The 17,803-nt window shown below is 66.9% G+C and carries 15 protein-coding genes; 3 read left to right on the top strand and 12 right to left on the bottom strand.

Annotated elements, in window-relative coordinates; all coding sequences use genetic code 11:
- Positions 1-21: 21 nt before the first annotated feature.
- The 6 genes from NI2_RS23390 to hisD all read right to left on the bottom strand — a co-directional run bounded on the left by NI2_RS23390 (position 22) and on the right by hisD (position 6,018).
- On the bottom strand, positions 22-1,323 hold the full coding sequence (locus NI2_RS23390) for an NAD(P)/FAD-dependent oxidoreductase (protein WP_067494219.1): 1,302 nt from the start codon (positions 1,321-1,323) through the stop codon (positions 22-24).
- On the bottom strand, positions 1,320-2,714 hold the full coding sequence (locus NI2_RS23385; protein WP_133734221.1) for an MFS transporter: 1,395 nt from the start codon (positions 2,712-2,714) through the stop codon (positions 1,320-1,322). Before NI2_RS23385 ends, NI2_RS23390 begins: the two co-directional genes overlap by 4 nt.
- A gap of 183 nt (positions 2,715-2,897) precedes the next feature.
- A complete protein-coding gene (locus tag NI2_RS23380; RefSeq protein WP_067494217.1) occupies positions 2,898-3,293 on the bottom strand; it encodes a RidA family protein in 396 nt (131 codons plus the stop codon).
- Positions 3,294-3,317: 24 nt separating this feature from the next.
- On the bottom strand, positions 3,318-4,148 hold the full coding sequence (locus NI2_RS23375; protein ID WP_067494214.1) for a phytanoyl-CoA dioxygenase family protein: 831 nt from the start codon (positions 4,146-4,148) through the stop codon (positions 3,318-3,320).
- Positions 4,149-4,219: 71 nt separating this feature from the next.
- Positions 4,220-4,702 carry an acyl-CoA thioesterase gene (locus tag NI2_RS23370; protein ID WP_243750096.1) on the bottom strand — a complete coding sequence of 161 codons (483 nt, stop codon included), beginning with the start codon at positions 4,700-4,702 and terminating at the stop codon, positions 4,220-4,222.
- On the bottom strand, positions 4,699-6,018 hold the full coding sequence (gene hisD / locus NI2_RS23365; protein WP_067494466.1) for a histidinol dehydrogenase: 1,320 nt from the start codon (positions 6,016-6,018) through the stop codon (positions 4,699-4,701). Before hisD ends, NI2_RS23370 begins: the two co-directional genes overlap by 4 nt.
- A 91-nt stretch (positions 6,019-6,109) precedes the next feature.
- On the opposite strand from hisD, the gene NI2_RS23360 reads away from it, so the two are divergent.
- Positions 6,110-7,111, top strand: a complete 1,002-nt coding sequence (locus tag NI2_RS23360; RefSeq protein ID WP_067494211.1) for a LacI family DNA-binding transcriptional regulator — start codon at positions 6,110-6,112, stop codon at positions 7,109-7,111.
- Between the two features lie 5 nt (positions 7,112-7,116).
- Here NI2_RS23360 and NI2_RS23355 read toward each other — a convergent pair whose 3' ends face one another.
- Positions 7,117-8,301 carry an alpha-hydroxy-acid oxidizing protein gene (locus NI2_RS23355; RefSeq protein WP_243750097.1) on the bottom strand — a complete coding sequence of 395 codons (1,185 nt, stop codon included), beginning with the start codon at positions 8,299-8,301 and terminating at the stop codon, positions 7,117-7,119.
- 85 nt (positions 8,302-8,386) lie between these two features.
- Here NI2_RS23355 and NI2_RS23350 point away from each other — a divergent pair, with 85 nt between their 5' ends.
- On the top strand, positions 8,387-9,295 hold the full coding sequence (locus NI2_RS23350) for an MBL fold metallo-hydrolase (RefSeq protein ID WP_067494205.1): 909 nt from the start codon (positions 8,387-8,389) through the stop codon (positions 9,293-9,295).
- A 66-nt stretch (positions 9,296-9,361) separates the two neighbouring features.
- Here NI2_RS23350 and NI2_RS23345 read toward each other — a convergent pair whose 3' ends face one another.
- Positions 9,362-10,654, bottom strand: coding sequence for a flavin monoamine oxidase family protein (locus tag NI2_RS23345; protein ID WP_208115409.1), 1,293 nt, complete (start codon positions 10,652-10,654; stop codon positions 9,362-9,364).
- Positions 10,655-10,853: 199 nt separating this feature from the next.
- Between NI2_RS23345 and NI2_RS23340 the strand changes: the two genes are divergently transcribed.
- Positions 10,854-13,211 carry an MMPL family transporter gene (locus tag NI2_RS23340; RefSeq protein WP_084476668.1) on the top strand — a complete coding sequence of 786 codons (2,358 nt, stop codon included), beginning with the start codon at positions 10,854-10,856 and terminating at the stop codon, positions 13,209-13,211.
- 27 nt (positions 13,212-13,238) lie between these two features.
- Here the strand turns inward: NI2_RS23340 and NI2_RS23335 are convergent, their stop codons facing one another.
- From NI2_RS23335 to NI2_RS23320, 4 genes are all read right to left on the bottom strand, one after another.
- Complete coding sequence (locus tag NI2_RS23335; RefSeq protein WP_243750098.1) at positions 13,239-13,889, bottom strand: TetR/AcrR family transcriptional regulator; 651 nt, start codon at positions 13,887-13,889, stop codon at positions 13,239-13,241.
- A gap of 331 nt (positions 13,890-14,220) precedes the next feature.
- The gene (locus NI2_RS23330; protein ID WP_067494202.1) at positions 14,221-15,348 is read right to left on the bottom strand and encodes an acyl-CoA dehydrogenase family protein; all 1,128 of its coding nucleotides are present in this window, start codon (positions 15,346-15,348) and stop codon (positions 14,221-14,223) included.
- Positions 15,349-15,370: 22 nt separating this feature from the next.
- Positions 15,371-16,543, bottom strand: a complete 1,173-nt coding sequence (locus NI2_RS23325; protein ID WP_067494460.1) for an acyl-CoA dehydrogenase family protein — start codon at positions 16,541-16,543, stop codon at positions 15,371-15,373.
- Positions 16,544-16,632: 89 nt separating this feature from the next.
- The gene (locus NI2_RS23320) at positions 16,633-17,757 is read right to left on the bottom strand and encodes an acyl-CoA dehydrogenase family protein (RefSeq protein ID WP_067494457.1); all 1,125 of its coding nucleotides are present in this window, start codon (positions 17,755-17,757) and stop codon (positions 16,633-16,635) included.
- Positions 17,758-17,803 lie beyond the last annotated feature (46 nt).

Raw genomic sequence — 17,803 nt, 5'->3', positions numbered from 1 at the left:
AGGGCAGTTTTCTCGAGTTGTTCAGCGTGCTGCGCGACGATCGCCGATCCGGTCCGCGAGCCAGGCCGCCCGCAGCACCGGGTTGTGCAGATACAGCGAGCGGGAGAATCGGGGTTCGGTGTGCCAGTACGGCAGCAGATCGTGGTGGATCTCGTCGGTGGTGAGCTGGTCGGCGAGCAGGGTACCCAGGTACGGCGCCTGCCCGAGACCGTGGCCGTTGCAACCGATGATGTAGTAGATCTTCTTCGACGCCTGCCCGGCCGCGGGCAGCCGCGAGGTCGTCATGGCGATCCAGCCGCCCCACGTCTTGGTGACCGGCACATCGCGCAGCGACGGAAAGCGGGCGTGGAAGGCGGCGGTGAGGTCGGCCACGACCGCCGGGTCGGAGGTGCGGTCGGTGAGCGGGTTCTTGCCGACCTCGAGCCGGCGGACACCGACGGCGATCGTGTTGGTCGGCGTCACGTGATAGCTCTCCATCACATTGTGCCGAGTCGCCAGGCCCGAGCGGCTCGTCCAACCGGTCGCCACCAGCCGTTCGGCCTCCACCGGTGCCGTCTCGACCATGCTCACCCAGACCGGTTTCGCCAGATGCCTTGGAGTGGCTCCGATTTCGGGGGCGTAGGCATTGTTCGCGAGCACCACCCGCCCGGCACGCACCCGGCCCAGCGGCGTGCTCACCTGCGCGCCCGCACCGAGTTCGGTCACCGATTCCACCGGAGACTGCTCGAAGACACGCACCCCCGAACGCAGCAGCGCCGCGCGCACACCGAGTGTGAACAGGCCGGGGTTCATCGTCCCGCCGACGGTCGTGAGCAGACCGCCGAGGAAGGTGTCGGGGATGCCGAGTTCACGCTGGTCACCGAAGCGGTCGGCGGCGCCCGCCGCGATCAGCGCCGCCGCTTGCCTGCGGGCCTTGCGCAGTTGCCCAGCGGTGGCAGCCACCCCCACGTTCCCGACGGGTTCGTAGTCGCAGTCGATGCCGAGTTGTTTGATCAGGTCCTCGACGAAGCCGACGGAGGCCTCGGCGAAGCGGACCTGATCACGCAGCAACTGCGGGTTCGTCTTGGCCAGGAGCTCGGGATCACCGGTCGGTTTGCCCGACAGCTGACCGGCGTTGCGCGAACTGGCTCCGTACCCGCAGAAGTCCGATTCCAGGAGGACGACGTCGGCGCCGCGCTCGGCCATCCGCAGCGCGATGGCCATACCGCCCAGGCCGCCGCCGACCACGGCGACATCGCAGGTGACATCGGTGTCGAGCGGTGCGGCGAGGTCGATCGGCCGATCGATCCAGCCGGTGAAGGTGGTGTAGGTGGTCGCGGTCATCCCTTCACTTCCTCTACCGCGACGCCCTCGAGCGAACGCTGGGTGGTGCGTGGCCCGAACAGCAGGACCACGACGGAGAACACGATGTAGCAGATGGCGGCCGCGATCATCACGCCGTCGATGCCCCATCGACCGAACAGCGCGGCTCCGAGCACACCGGACACCGCGCCGCCCGCGCGGCCGATCCCGATGACGATGCCGGTGCCGATGCCACGGCCCTGCGGGGGCATCGCTTCGGGGATGTAGGCGTAATAGACGTTGACCACCAGCCCGGTCGTGATGGCCGCGGCGCCACCGGCGGCGGTGACCACCCAGCTCTGGGTGGAGACGCCGAGCAGCACCAGCGGAATCGCACTGACGATCGCCCCGCCGAAGATCAGCGTCTTGCGCTCGACCCGGTCCATCAGCACCAGCGCGACGAGCGGGGTGACGCAATAGACCACGTTCCAGACGAGCTGGATCTGGTAGGCCTTGCCTTCGTCGTACTTCAGCCCTTCGATCAGCGAGTACAGCGCCCAGTTCCCGAACAGGTAATAGCCGAGCGTCGAGCCGAAGTAGCCGATGCCGACGACGGCCAGCACGCGGATCACCTTCGGATTCGCGAGCACCTCACGCAGCGACTTCTTCTCCAGCGGCGCGTCGGGGACAACGGCAGGCTCTGGCAGCGGGCCACGCCGCAGCGCGATCGTCTCGAGCTCGACCACCAAGCGCTCGGCCTCGTCGTAGCGGCCACGCGAGATCTGCCAGCGCACCGATTCCGGCAGGATGAAACGCGCAATGGGCGCGATCACGAGGCCGGCGCTGCCGATGATGAACAAATGGCGCCAGGTGTCGGGACCACCATTGGGGATCGCGACCAGCGCAAGGAAGGCAACCAGCGGCGCGACGACCACGAAGCCCGTGGTGAGCACCGAGGCGAACCGCCCACGGGTCTTGCTGGGAAACATCTCGGCGACATAGACCAGCAGCACCGAGGTCGCCGCCTGTACCCCGAGCCCGGTGACGAAGCGCGCCAACAACATCGCCTCGAAGCTGGTGGCGAACGCGGTGGCCAGCGCACCGGCCGAGTAGACGACGGTGGCCCAGATCAGGACCTGCCGTCTGCCGAACCGGTCCGACAGTCTGCCGCCCGCCAGCGCGCCGACGACCATGCCGACGAAGAACGCGCTACCGACCGTACCGAGCTGCGGCAGGCTCAGGCCGGTGCTCTCCGCGATGGAGGGTAGGACGTAGGCGAACAGTGCGTTGTCGTAGTACTCGAGCGCCAGATTGATCGCCAGGACCGAAATCCAGGCGATATGCGGCGAGATCACCGGCAGCCGGTCGAGTCTGGCGGCCAGCCGCGCACCGGAAACGGAGGCAGCCGTATCCATGGTGTCCAAGGGTGTCATGGTTTTCCATCCCGCGGCGGGACCGGTTACACTCGGACGGGTAGCGTGGGGACGTCTACACGCCGGCTGTCGGCAACGACCGCTGAGCTAAGAAATCAAGTGAGAGTGCAGCTTTCGGGTGTGTTGCCCGTGCCGCGTTCAGGTGCGATCCCGGCGTGTGCGGCACGCCGGGCCCGCCTCGCGTCAGTCGCTGACGGCCGCGACGACCCGGACTTCCACCAGCAGGCCGTCACGTGCCAGCTGGGAGACGCCCACCCCGGTCCAGGCCGGGAAGTCCGCGGGCAGATACTCGTCCTTCACCTTGACGAATTCCTCGATATCGGTGCGCATATCGGTGTGGAAAGTCATCAGTTCGACGATGTCGCTCATGCTCGCTCCCGCCGCTTCGAGCACGGTGCGTACGCCTTCGAAGGCGATGCGGGCCTGGGCGTCCATGCCCTCGGCCGGCGCTCCGGTCGACCTGTCGATCCCGACCTGGCCCGAGACCCAGATCAGATTCCCCGCCCTGACCGCCTGGGAGAAGTGGAGCCTGTCGTAAGTCGCCTCGGTTCCGGGCGGGTTGATCAATTGTCGCTGCATATAATCGGTTCTCCTTCGGAATGACTAGACGAGCTGACGGAAGACCGGGGAGCGGAACGGGTCGCCCGCGTCGAGCTTGGCCATCTCCTCGGCGAACAGCGGCCCGTTGCGGGCGTAGCGCGGGTTGGATTCCGGCAGCGGCCGGAACGTCGCGTCGTCGCCGAAGAACCGCAGCACCAGGGTGTGACGGTCGGGGAAGTCCTCGTCCACCGCAGCGCCGCCGTGCAGGCAGTGCGGATGCAGAGCGACGATGTCGCCTGGTTCGACCTCCCACGAGAGCACGTCGTAGGCGTTGGGATCGGCCGCGAGTTCCTTGTCGATGGCAGGCAGCCGGGGCCAGGTGCCGTCGCCGTAGACCGGGTCGGTCGGATCGTCGGGATTGCGGAAGCTGGCACCGTCGTACTGGATACCGAGGTGCGAGCCGCGCACGATCTCGAGCGAGTTCTTCTTGGGCACCTTCTGGAAGGAGATCCAGGCGTTGCCCCAGTGCCTGCCCGCCCACGGCAGTACCGAGGTGTCCTGATGCCACGGTCCGCGACCGCTCTTGCCGCCTTCCTTGACGAACACTTCCTCGGCGAAATACCAGACGTGCTTCGATCCCCACAGTTCGGCGAACAGCTCGCCGAACGGCATCTTCGCCACCATCTCGTCCAGCCTGGGCTTGGCCAGCGGATTCGAATTGTCGATGTGGGTCTGCAGCGCGGTCCCGTCCAGGGCACGGAAGACGTAGGGTCCCGGATTCTCGACGTCCCACTTGAATGCGTCGTAGCACTGCGCCAATTGGGAGTCGCTGAGGCAATCCTTGATGAGGACCGCACCGTCCTTGCGGAACGCTTCCTTCACTGACTCGTCCATGTGTGACCTTCCTGCGAAACGGGGTGACTCACGTCACGGTAGCCCGAGCCACCCCGTTTACACAACACTTGTTATGTAAATATTTTTCGGGCGGCTGCGATCAGCTCCTCCGCATCGTCGGCGGCCGATGGCTCGAGCACCGCGCGGACTTCCGCCGGAATCGGAACCGGTCTGCGCGTCTCCGGGTCGACGTAGACGTGTACGAACTCGCCGTACGCGCACAACGTCAGTTCTTCGCCCGCGCCGAGCAGAAAGATCGCGGGTCGATAGGTCACACTGCTGCGGCCGAGGCGTTCCACCGCGATGCCCACCCGCAAGCGGTCGGGGAAACGCACCTCCCGGACGAACCGGCACGAACTGGCGACCACCAGGCTCAGGGCGGGCAGTCCACGCACTCCAGGAAGGTTCTCCGCCAGCCAGCCGTTGACTGCCGAGTCGAAGTACTCGTAGTAGACGGCGTTGTTGACATGCGCGTAGTGGTCCTCGTCGCCCAGGCGCACCCGCAGGTCGTACCAGGCGTGAATGGTGGCCGGATCGGGCTGTGGGAGGTTCATCGCGGATCCCATCCCAGCCGCTCGCCACGGACCTTCGCGAGGCGGACGTCCCCCGAGCGGGCATGCCCCTCGAAGGTTTCGATCCGCGACGCGCGCCCGCACAGCTCGCCGAGTTCGGCGCTCACCCGTGGGTCGGTCACCTCTTGGTAGGTCACCGTCTTGAGGTACTTGCCCACCCAGAGTCCGCCCGTGTAGCGGGCGGCGCCACGAGTGGGCAGGGTGTGGTTGGTACCGATCACCTTGTCGCCGTAGGAAACACAGGTCCCCTCGCCGAGAAACAACGCGCCGTAGTTGCGCATGACCTCGAGTGCGACGCGCGGCTCCCGGGTCAGGATCTGGACATGCTCACTGGCGTAGGTGTCGGCGACGCGGTAGGCGTCCTCGATGCTGCCGTGCACGACCACGACCTCGCCGTGGTCACGCCAAGCGGGTTCGGCGTAGTCACGGGTGGGCATGGTCGGCAAGACGGCCTCGACGAGGCGGATCACCTCGGTCGCGAGTTCGGTGGAGGTGGTGATCAGCACGGCGGGCGAATCGGGACCGTGCTCGGCCTGGCTGAGCAGATCCACCGCGACGACGAACGGATCGGCGAATTCGTCGGCGACGACGAGGATCTCGGTCGGGCCGGCGAACAGGTCGATACCGACTTCACCGAACAACTGCCGCTTGGCCTCGGCGACGAAGGCGTTGCCCGGGCCGGCCAGCATGTCGACCCTCGCGATCGACTCGGTGCCGACGGCCATCGCGGCGACGGCTTGCACCCCACCCAGCACGTTGATCTGATCTGCGCCGGCCAGGTGCATGGCGGCGATGGTGGCGGCGGGCAGTCCACCTTCGAGCGGCGGCGTGCACGCGGTCACGTGCTCGACGCCGGCGACCTTCGCGGTGACCACCGTCATGTGCGCGGACGCGACAAGCGGGTAGCGGCCACCGGGCACATAGGCGCCCGCGCGGTCGACCGGCAGCGAGCGCTGACCGAGGAACACCCCCGGCCGCACCTCGGCTTCGAAGTCGAGGAGCGAATCCCGTTGCCGCTGGGCGAAATCGCGCACATTCGCCTGCACCGTGCGGATGTCGTCGAGCACCGTCGACGGCACGCCCGCCAGGACGGCCCGGATTCGGTCGGGGGCGAGTTCGAAGCTGTCCGGGGACCAGTTGTCGAACTTCGCGGAGTAGTGGCGCACGGCGAGGTCGCCGTCGGCGCGGATGTCGTCGATGACACCGCGCACGATATCGGCGACGTCGCGATTCTGGGCGACGACTGCGGTCGCGCCCTTCTTGAGGACCGTGGTTTCGGTGAGAACAGGTAGGGACATGGTGGCGACCATGGATTGCATACGTATACATGTCAATGGGCAGGAAGCATGACCACCACTATGAATAGCTCAGCATACGTATGCTCTAGGGATGGCAGTGACGAGTATCGACGTCGCCAAGCGGGCGGGCGTCTCCCAGGCGACGGTGTCGCGGGCGCTGCGCGATCAGCGCGGTACCTCCGAAGCGACCCGCCGGCTCGTTCGTGAGGTCGCGCGCGAATTGGGTTACGTCCCCTTGCAATCCGGGCGGTCCTTGTCCACGAGCCGATCACGGCGCATCGGCATCGTGGTCGGCGAACTCACCAACCCGTTCTACGGTGCGCTGGTGGCGCCGATCGTGCGCGAACTCGACGTGCGCGGCTATCTCGGTGTGCTCCTGCACGACGCCGACATCCGCGAACCCGGCAGCGCTCCCATCTTCGACGGGTCCTTCGACGGTGTCCTGCTCACCACCACCTCCGATTCGCGGCTGGCCGACGAGATCGAGCGCCGCGGTGTCCCCTATTGCCTCATCAACCGCGAAATCTCCGGTCGCACAACAGCATCGGCCGCCGTTCCCGACAACATCCGCGGCGCACGACTCGTCGCCGACCTGTTCGTCGAGCTGGGTCACACCGACATCGGGATCATCACCGGGCCCGCGACCACGAGCACCGGCAGCGAACGGCTCCGCGGTTTCCGGGATGCGCTGGCTCGCCGCGGCATCGCGATCCACCCGGACGCGGTGCGCGAGGTGCCCTTCGGCATCGACGACGGCCGCGCGGCACTCCACGACATCCTCGCCGCCCGGCCCGGCGTCACCGCGGTGTTCTGCGCCAACGATGTCCTGGCCATCGGTGCGCTCGAGGCGGCGGCGCGGGCCGCGCGGCCGGTACCCGAACAGCTCACCATCGTCGGCTTCGACGACATTCCGTTGGCCGTGTTGCGCGCCTTCGACCTCACCACCGTGGCGGTCGACCTCACCGCGCTGGCGCGCCAGGCGACGGCGCACCTGCTCGACCGCGTCGAGGATCCGCAGATCGAACCCGAACGAACGGTGCACGAGGTGCGGCTGGTGCGGCGTGGCACGCATGCCGCGCCGCTGCCACGCTGACGGGCTCACAAGACGCGGCGCATCGATTCCGGCGTCAGATCGGGCAGCGCCGGATAGCCGTCGACCGCCATCAGCAGATCGGCCTCGGCCAGCACCGAGCGCAGGTGATGGACGAGCCCGTCCTCGCCACCGGCGGCGGTGGCGAAGACATACGAGCGCCCCAGTCCCACCGCGGTGGCACCGAGCGCGAGCGCTTTGACCACGTCGGTTCCGCTGCGCACACCGGAGTCGAACAGGACCGGCAGGCCCTGGGCCGCGGCGACCACCTCCGGCAGCATGTCGAGGGCGGGCAGGCCGCCATTGGCTTGGCGCCCACCGTGATTGGAGCAGTAGATGCCGTCGGCGCCAGCGTCGATCGCCCGCCGCACGTCGTCGCCGTGGCACACGCCTTTGACGACGATCGGCAGCGTGGTGGCTTCCCGCATCCAGGCGAGGTCGTCCCAGCGAACCGATTTCCCGAAGACCCGCGTCCAGAGCTGGACGGCGCCGTCGGGATCGTCCTCCGGGTCGCGGCCGAGCAGGGTGCGGAACCGTTCGTCGGTGAAGTAGTTGGACAGACACAAGCCACGCAGTTGCGGGAAGTTGGCGGTGTTCAGATCCCGTGGCCGCCAACCCGTCACCCACGTGTCGAGAGTGACGACGATGGCCCGGTAGCCGGCCCGTTCGGCCCGCTGCATGAAGCTGATCGCGAGGTCGCGGTCGGTCGGGGTGTAGAGCTGGAACAGCCCGGGCGTCTGCTGGTGGACGGCGCCGGTGACTTCGACCGGGTCCATGGCCAGCGTCGATTGGATCGCCGGGACACCCGTCCGCTCGGATGCCCGCGCCACCGCCAGGTCGCCGTGGAAGTCGGGGGTGCAGATGCCGATCACGCCGACCGGCGCCAGGAAGACCGGGCTGGGCAGGGTCATCCCGAACAATTCGACGGACATGTCGCGCACTTCGGCGCCGTTACCCATCCGTGGAACGATGCCCCACTTCTGGAAGGCGGCCACGTTCGCCCGTTGAGTATGTTCGTCGCCGCAGCCGCCGGCCACATAGGACCAGATCCAGCCCGGCAGGGCCTCGGACGCCTTGCGTTCGAGGGACGCGATGTCCACCGGATAACGCGGTAGCCTGCCCCGCAGCCCGTCCCCGTAGATTTCGTTCTGAAAGTCACCGAACCTGCGCATCATCGGTCCGACAGTAGCCATCGACCATTATTTACACAACGCTCGTTGTGTAAATAATGGCCCGCCGATAACCTGGACCGATCAGGCCCTACGCGAAGGAGCAACGATGGTCGAAACGACCAGGACGCCATCCGTCACGCCCACTACCTTCGGTCGCGTCACCGTGCTGGTCGCCGACAACGGCGGGGTGCTGCCCTACGGCAATTCCGTAGTGGTGCGAGGCAGTGAACGGACTCTGGTCATCGACCCCTCACTGGCCCTCGGCCCCGACACCGTCGCGGCCGACCTGGTCTTCCTCAGCCACGGCCACGAGGACCACATCGCCGGGCTGCGGCATTTCGACGCTCCGACCTACGCCCATCACCTCGACGTGGCGGCGGTGTCCTCACTCGACGCGATGGTCGCGCAGTTCGGGCTACCTCCCCACGTGCGCGACGAGGCCGTGCGGAACCTGCACGAGGAGTACGGCATTCCCCGGCGGCGCGACGGCGTGATCGGCGTCGCCGACGGCCATGTGTTCGAACTGGGCGATGTCACCGCCACCGTCGTGCACCTTCCCGGTCACACCCCGGGCCACTGCGGCGTCCTCGTCGAGCCCGACGGCTTCTTCTACGTCGGCGATATCGACCTGACCTCGTTCGGCCCGATGTACGGCGACGTGCACAGCAGTGCCGACGACTTCCTCACCTCCATCGACCGGGCCGCCGCCACCGAGGCCCGCTGGTACGGCACCTTCCACCAGAAGGGCGTGATCTCCGGCGCCGACGAGTTTCGCGAGCGCCTCGGCGAATACCGCGCGAAACTGTTCGAGCGCGAACGCCGGCTGCTGGAATTTCTCGACGAACCGCGAACGCTCGCAGAGATCGTCGCCCACCGGCTCGTGTACCGGCCGCACGTGTCGGCACCGTATGTCGAGCCCATCGAACAGCGGGTGGCCGAACAGCATCTGGAGCGGCTCGTCGAAGCCGGTGATGTCGCCGCCTCACCCGAAGGCACGTTCGCGCGCACCGTCTGACCCACTCCCTCGGCCGCGAACCCCCGGGAACCTCCCGGGGATTCGCGGTCTCGGCGCCCGTCCTCGCTAGGCATCCATCCGCAACGCCTGGACCACATCGCGCGCCGCGCGCGCACCGGTCTCGATCGCACCGTCGATCCCACCGACCCCCAGCGCCGCGAGATCGCCACCGGCGAAATGGATCCGGTTGTGCGGTCGGCGCAGCAGTGGCGCGGCCTGCGTCAGGTACCCCGGCCGGTGATGCACCCAGGTCCCCTGCGAGTAGGGGTCGCTCACCCAGTCGTGGCAGGCGACATCGAGCACCTCGAGATCGGGAACGAAGAACCGCAGCGCCCGCTCCACGGCGCCGCGGTCGGTGGGGTCGATCGCGGTGGCGTCACCACAGAAGCAGACGACCAGAGTGTCGCCCTCGTAGCGGTATTCGGTGCGCGCCGAATTGAGCGGATGCTTGCCGACGGGCGCGTTGGCCGAGAAGGGCGTGACCTCACCCTTCACCCGCGCCCAGATCTTCATCGTCCGCATCGGATGCTTCTGCTCGATCATGTCCGCGGCAGGCGGCGGCGGAGTGACAGCCACGTCGGCGAGGGTGTTGAGCGGAACCGCGAGCACCACCTGGCGGGCCCGGACCCGTTGGCCGTCCGCGGTGGTCACGGTGACGGCGGACCCGTCGTCGTCGACCGCGGTGACCGGCGTGGACAGGCGCAGCTCGGCGGTGGATTCGCCGTTGATCGCATCGAGTAGGCGTTTGGTGCCGCCGTCGATCGGGAATCCGCCCGCGCACTCCATGAAGGTTTCCCAGCTGCCACCGTTGAGAGAGGTCCAGAACAGGAACTGGGCCATGCCCTGCTCCGCCGGGGCGGCAACCAGCGAGCCCATGACATCGCAGAGCACGTCACGCTCGGCCGGGGACAGGTCCATGGCGTCGAGCCGGTCGGCGAGGGTTTCCTTCTCGATCACGGTGGTGTCGGCAGCGTGGATGTCACCGGGCATCGGAAACCATTCACGCGCGTCGGCCAGACAGCGGGTGGCCAGCGACTTGCTCACCGCGTGGTATTCGGCGGGCGTACCGGTGTGCACCGTTCCGTCGGCCAGCCAGTTGCACTGTTCGATCGTCAGCCGTCTGACCAAGCCGATGTCGTAGCGCTTCAGTTCGTGCCAGACGTGCGCCTGGGACCAGTGCGCGTAGGTGCCGCCGAATTCCACCTGCCGCCCGAAAGCCTCCCCCACGAACGTCCGGCCACCGATCCGGTCGCGAGCTTCGAGGTGGACCACCGAATGGCCGGCGAGGGTGAGATCACGGGCCGCGGTGACGCCGGCAAAGCCCGCACCGATCACCGCGACATCGTAGGTAGAGGTCACGAGCATCTCCTTTGCGAAGGACAGCAGATACAAGCAACCTATCGAGATCCACCCTTTTTCACAACGCTCGTTGTGTAAATAATCCGGCCGGTGCCGTGCCGGGACTCACACTGCCGGATAGCGGCTACACCCGCGCCTGTCAGCCGATCCTCAGGTTTGCCTGGGAAGGTCGGTGACGCAGCAGACAAAGGAGTCGTTTGTGTTCAACCGTTGGGGCGACCTCGTCCATCGATTTCGCTTCGCCGTCATCGCGATCGTCGGTGCCGCGCTGCTCGGGCTCGGTGGGTACGGGCTCGGATTGTCCGACCACCTCACCTCGAGCGGGTGGGACGACCCGGGTTCGGAATCCTCGCAGGGCTCGCGGATCGCCGACCAGGCATTCGGGCGCGACCATACCGCCGATGTCATCGTGCTCTACAACGCTCCCGACGGTAGGACGATCGACGATCCGGAGTTCAGCGGCACGATCGTCGCGGGTCTGAACAAGGCACTGGCCGAGCACCCCGACGAGATCGACAAGATCAACGGCGCCTACTGGCGGGTGGGCGACGCGCCCGCGGTGCCGTCGGTGTTCGGGTCGGCCGACAAGCGGCACGCGTTCGCCTCGGTCGCGCTCGTCGGCGACAACGACACCGATCTGCTGCGGAGCTACCGGGCGGTGAGCGACGCCTTCCACATCGACGGTGTGGACGTGGAGGTCTCGGGGCTGCAGGCCATCGGCGGCACCCTCAACGACACCATCGCCACCGATGTCCACCGGATGGAACTGCTGGCTATTCCCGCTGTGGCGGTGCTCCTGTTCTTCATCTTCGGTGGCGTCGTCGCCGCCGCGCTGCCGCTGATCATCGGTGGGCTCACCATCTTCGGCGCCAACGGCATCGTCATGGCGATCACGAACTTCACCGACGTCAACTCGTTCGTCTCCGCCGTGGTGTCGATGATCGGCCTCGGCCTGGCCATCGACTTCGCCTTGTTCATCGTCAGCCGGTTCCGGGAGGAGCTCGCCGCCGGTTACGACACGCGCGCGGCAGTCCGGCGCACGGTGATGACGGCCGGACGCACCGTCGTCTCCTCGGCGACCATGATCGTCGCCAGCCTCGGCGGCATCCTGCTGTTCCCCCAGGGCTTTCTCCGCTCGGTCGCCTACGGCACCATCGCGACGGTGTCGCTCGCCGCCCTGACCGCGGTGACGATCCTGCCCGCGATGCTGGCCGTGCTCGGGCCACGGGTGGATATGCTCGGCATCAAACGCTTCCGCAAGACCAAGTCCGCCGAGGAGATCGAGAACGGCTTCTGGGGCAGGCTCCCCCGCTGGGTGATGCGACACCCCTTGAAGGTGGCGGTGGCGGTCGTCGTCGGGCTGCTGTTGCTGATCATCCCGATCAAGAACCTCGCCTTCGGCGGCATCAACGAGAAATACCTCCCGCCCGACAACAGCACCCGGCTCGCCCTCGAACACTTCTACGAGGTGTTCCCGCTGAAGAAGACCGACCCGATCCAGCTGGTCTTCGTCGGCGAGGACACCAACGCCATCGGCGCGGTATGGAAGCAGGCGAACCAGGCGCCCGGGCTCGTCGGCCAGTTCGGCGTGCCGAGCAACACCGGCTCCAACGATCCGGCGGTATACCGCACCTCGGCCACCCTGGTCGACCCGACCGGCAACGCCGAGCCGACGATCGACTACCTGCGCGCCATCGACGTACCGGACGGAGTGGACATGTACGTCGCGGGGCAGCCCGCGATCATGGCCGACAGCATCGACAGCCTGCTCGACCGGATGCCGCTGATGATCGGGCTGGTCCTGCTCGTCACCACGCTGCTGATGTTCCTCACCTTCGGTTCACTGGTGCTGCCGATCAAGGCGGCGCTGATGAACGCCCTCGGGCTCGGTTCCACACTCGGCATCCTGACCTGGATCTTCATCGACGGTCACGGCGCCGGGGTACTGAACTTCACGCCACAACCGATCAGCGCACCGGTGCTCATGCTGATCATCGCGGTGATCTACGGCCTGTCGACCGATTACGAGGTCTTCCTGATCTCGCGCATGGTCGAGGCACGCGCCCATGGCGCGTCCACCACCGAAGCGATCCGCACCGGCACCGCGCAGACGGGCCGCATCATCACCGCGGCCGCGCTCATCCTGCTCGTCGTCACGGGCGCGTTCGCGTTCTCCGATCTGGTGATGATGCAGTACATCGCCTACGGCATGATCGCGGCGCTGTTCATCGACGCGACCATCCTTCGCATGCTGCTCGTCCCCGCCATCATGAAACTGCTCGGCGACGACTGCTGGTGGGCGCCCAAGTGGGCCAAGCGAATTCAGGAAAAGGTCGGGCTGTCCGAACCGATCCTCGCCGACGAACGACCCGACCGGGACGCGATGGTCGACCTGGTGCGGACGACACCCGTCACCGACCCGCCGACCATGCGGATGGCCGCGGTGCCCGACAGCAAGTTGGCACGCACACCCCGTCGCCCCCGCACCGTCGCCGAGATCGAAGCCGAAGCCCCGACCCGTCGACTGGACCGGATCACCGACCGGCCGCCGAGGTAGCCGAACGGCCGGTGTGGAAGGCGGGTTCTATCGCGGTGCGATGAGGGTCAGGGTGGCGTCGATCAGATCCTTCGCATGAGCGGGGGTGAAACGCTGCGGCTCCACCGGATACATCAATGCCCAACCGTCGCCCATGGCACTGAGCTGGTCGGACAGGATGTCCGCCGGAATGTCGTCACGGATCGCGCCGCGCTCCTGCGCGGCGGCCAGCACCGCGGCGTAGTCGGCGCGGAACTTCGCGTAGCGCGTGACGATGACCTCGGCGATGCGCGGTTCCGACCGCACCGAGGTGAGCAGCTCCGGCATCAACGGCCAGAACTTGACGTCCTTACCCAGCTGGAACCATTGCGCCAGCAGCTCGCGGACGTCGGTCGTGTCGCGGATCGCCTCGACCATCGCGTCGTAGCGATCGAATCGGCTCAGCACCAGCGCGAGAACCATGTCCTCTTTGTTGGCGAAGTAGTAGGTGACCGCACCGGTGGTGTACCCGGCGTGCTCGGCGACGCGTCGCATCGACGCCTTGACATAGCCTTCGGCCGCGATCACGGCGGCCGCCGCGTCGAGCAGCTCCGCGCGCTTGGCCGCGTGATCGCCCGCCGGCCTGCCGCGTTGCGCGGTCGCGACCGCCCCGCCGACTTCGCCCGGCTCCCCCACGCCCTGCTTCTGTTTCTGCGCCACGCCAACAGTTTCGCACAGGCATTTCACATAACGACCGTCAGGTAAAGGTGTGCCGCGTCGGTGCGCGCGTTTGACAGCCCCGATGCACCGCCGCATACTCGAACTAGATTCGAGTTCTATCAAACCTCACGAAGGAACCGGTGAAATGGTCGCAGCGGTCGAAGTCCTCCTCATCACCTGCACCATCGCGATCATCTGGTTCGCCTGCTACGTCGTCTACCGCCTGGTGACCGACGACTCCCCCCGACGCTGAGCCGTCGGACCGACCTCGTCCCTGCCCCGCGCCGGCGAGCCGAACCTACGGCCCGCCGGCGTCGCACAGGCACTACGTCTAGAGCTCGACCAGGGTGTAGTCGGCGACCTGGCCGCTGAGCAGCCGCAGATGGTCATCGGCGGCACCGAAGATCTGGTCGATCACGGTGAGCCTGGCGAAATAGTGACCGACGGGGTATTCGGCTGTCATGCCGATACCACCGTGCATCTGGATGGACTCCTGCCCGATGTGCTTGGCGGAGCGGCCGATCTGCAATTTGGCGCGGGAGGCCACGATCGGGTCGATACGCCCTTCGGCCAGACAGGCCGTCGCGTACAGCACCATGCTGCGCGCTTCCTCGAGCGAGACGTACATGTCGGCGGCACGCTGGGTGAGCGTCTGGAACTTCGACAATGTCACCCCGAACTGCTTGCGCGTCTTCAGGTATTCGGTGGTGAGCCGCAGCGACTCCTCCATCGCACCGAGCGCCTCCGCACACAACGCGGCCTGCGCCCGAACGATGCCCCGTTCGACAGCCTGGGTCGCGTCGGTGGTGTCGCCGAGCAGTTCGGCTGGGGCACCGATGAATTCGATGTCGGCGGCGCGACCACCGTCATGTGTCCGATACGACCGCCTCGCCACCCCCGTAGCCTCGGCGTCCACGAGGAACAGGCCGGTGCCCCCGTCGGGCAGGGCCGCGCTCACCACGAGCTTGTCGGCACAGTCGCCGCGAAGCACCGGGTTCTTGCGCCCGTCGATCGTCCATCCACCGGCGTGTTCGGCGGCGGTCGTGGTGACCTCGGTCGACGGCCACCGGATACCGGGTTCGGTGTGCGCGAAGGCCAGCAGCAGGGCACCGTCAGCGACCTGGGTCAGCACCTGTTTGCGCTGCACGGCGGTGCCCACTTCGGCGATCAGGCCGCCCGGCACCAGCACGCTGTCGAGGATCGGTTCCGGGGCGAGCCTGCGGCCGAGTTCGACCATGACGGCCATGGTTTCGACCGGGCCCGCGCCCATACCGCCGTCGTCTTCGGCGAAAGCGAGCCCGAGCAGGCCGATCTCGGCCAGCTTGGCCCACACGTCCCGGCTCCAGCCGAGTTCGGAGCCGATCACCTCGGCCCGCTTCTCCGGGTCGTAGCTGCGAGCGAGCAGTTCGCGGGTGGTGTCACGCAGCAGTTGCTGCTCGTCGTCGAGAGCGAAATCCATGGGATCGACTCACAATCTGTGTTCAGAGACCAAGGATGGTCGAGGCGATGATGCTGCGCTGCACCTCGTTGGACCCTCCGTAGATGGACGTCTTGCGGTAGTTGAGGTAGGTGGCGGTGCTGCGCTGCGCCCATTGCGGACTCGCGATCTGCGCGCCCGCGTCGAACGGGAGCGAGTCCGGCCCGGCGATATCCACCAGCAGCTCCGTCGCCGCCTGCTGCAACTCGGTGCCGCGCAGCTTCAACACCGACGACGCCGGGTTCGGCTTACCGTCGGCCGAACCCGACACCACCCGCAGGAGCGTCAATTCCAATGCCAGCAGCTGGTTTTCGAGCTCCGCCAGCCGTGCGGCGAACAACGGATCCGCCAGCAGCGTGCCGCCCGCCGTCTTCGTCTGCGCGGCACGTTCCTTGGCCAGCGCGAGGGCCACCTTCGTCCGCCCCACCGCGGTGATGCCGGTGCGCTCGTTGCCGAGCAGGAACTTGGCGTAGGTCCAGCCCTGGTTCTCCTCGCCGACGAGCTGGTCGGCGGGCACCCGCACATTGTCGAAGAACACCTCGTTGACCTCGAAGCCGCCGTCGATCAACTCGATCGGCCGGACCGTGATGCCGGGCGAGGTCAACTCGATGAGCAGGAACGAGATGCCCGCCTGCTTCTTCGCGTTCGGGTCGGTGCGGACCAGGCAGAAGATCCAGTCCGCCCACTGGCCCATCGTCGTCCAGGTCTTCTGGCCGTTGACGACATAGCTGTCACCGTCACGCACCGCGGTGGTGCGCAGCGAGGCGAGGTCGGACCCGGCCTCGGGCTCGGAAAAGCCCTGGCACCACCAGATGTCGAGATTCGCCGTCGACGGCAGGAAGCGCTGCTTGAGTTCCTGGGAACCGAAGGTGGCGATCACCGGACCGACCATGTTCACGTTGAAGGTCAGCGGTTCGGGAACCGAGGCCAGCTGCATCTCGTCGTGCCAGATGTGGCGTTGCGTCGCCGACCACTGCTGACCACCCCACTCCACCGGCCAGTTCGGCACCGCCAGCCCGTGCGCGTTGAGCGTCTGCTGGCAGGCCACGACCTCCGCTTTGGTCAGCTCCTCCCCCTGCCGCACCTTCTCGCGAACCTCCGCGGGAATCTCCGTCCGGAAGAATTCCCGCAGTTTGTCGCGAAAGGCGGTCTCGTCGGCGGTCAAAGCCAATTTCATCGCGCGCACCGGCTTCCCTCGCCGGCACCCGGCGAAGCGATCGTGAACTGCGTCATGATTTACCTCCAGATTTCTTGCGGGAGAAACGTTCAGCGGAAGGCATCGATACCGGTGAGCGCCTTGCCGATGGAAAGCTGGTGCATCTCGCTTGTGCCCTCGTAGGTCAACACCGATTCCAGATTGTTCGCGTGCCGAAGGGGCGAGTACTCGAGGGTTATTCCGCTGGCCCCGAGGATCGTCCGGCATTCCCTGGCTATCCCGATGGCCTCGCGGACATTGTTGAGTTTGCCGAGGCTGATCTGTTCGGGCCGCAACTGCCCGGCGTCCTTGAGCCTGCCCAGGCGCAGGGCGAGCAGCATTCCCTTGCCGAGTTCGAGTGTCATGTCGGCCAGCTTTGCCTGAGTCAGCTGGAAGCTCGCCAGCGAGCGATCGAACACCTCACGTGTTCGCGCGTATTCGAGGGCGGTCTCCAGGCTGTCGCGGGCGGCGCCGAGCGCACCGAACACGATGCCGAAACGGGCTTCGTTCAGGCACGACAACGGTGCGCCCAGCGAATTCGCTTGCGGCAGCTGGGCCGACGCGGGCAGGCGGACCTCGTCGAGGATCAGTTCCGAGGTGATCGAAGCACGCAAGGAGAGCTTGTTCGCGATGTCGCGGGTCTCGAAACCGGGTGTGCCGCGGGGTACGAGGAAGCCGCGCACGCCGTCGTCGGTCTGCGCCCACACCGTGGCGATATCGGCCGAGCCGCCATTGGTGATCCACATCTTGGTTCCGGTGAGAATCCAATCCGTGCCGTCGCGCCGCGCCCGGGTCCGCATGCCCGCCGGGTTGGAGCCGAAATCGGGTTCGGTGAGCCCGAAGCAACCGATCGCCTCGCCGGCGGCCAAGCGGGGCAACCATTCGTTCTTCTGTTCTTCGGAGCCGTAGCGATGGATCGAGAACATCGACAGTGAGCCCTGTACGGAGACAAAGCTGCGGAATCCACTGTCGGCCGCTTCGAGTTCGAGGCAGGCGAGACCGTAGCTCACCGCATTGGTTCCCGCACACCCGTAACCGTCGAGGTGCATGCCGAGCAGACCCAATCTGCCGAATTCACGGGCGATCTCGCGGGGCAGAGTGGCCGATTCGAAGCTGTGGGCGATTGTCGGCCGGAGGTGTTCGCGAGCGAACTCGCGCACGGTCGTCTGGATGTCGCGCTCGTCATCGTCGAGCATCTCGTCGATGCCGAACAGCCCGAGCGGCGTACTGCGCGCAGACACA

This window comes from Nocardia ignorata NBRC 108230, assembly GCF_001612905.1.
Classification (GTDB): Bacteria; Actinomycetota; Actinomycetes; order Mycobacteriales; family Mycobacteriaceae; genus Nocardia; species Nocardia ignorata.
The sequence above is the reverse complement of the archived record's forward strand: the minus strand, read 5'-3'. Positions and strand labels throughout refer to the sequence as shown.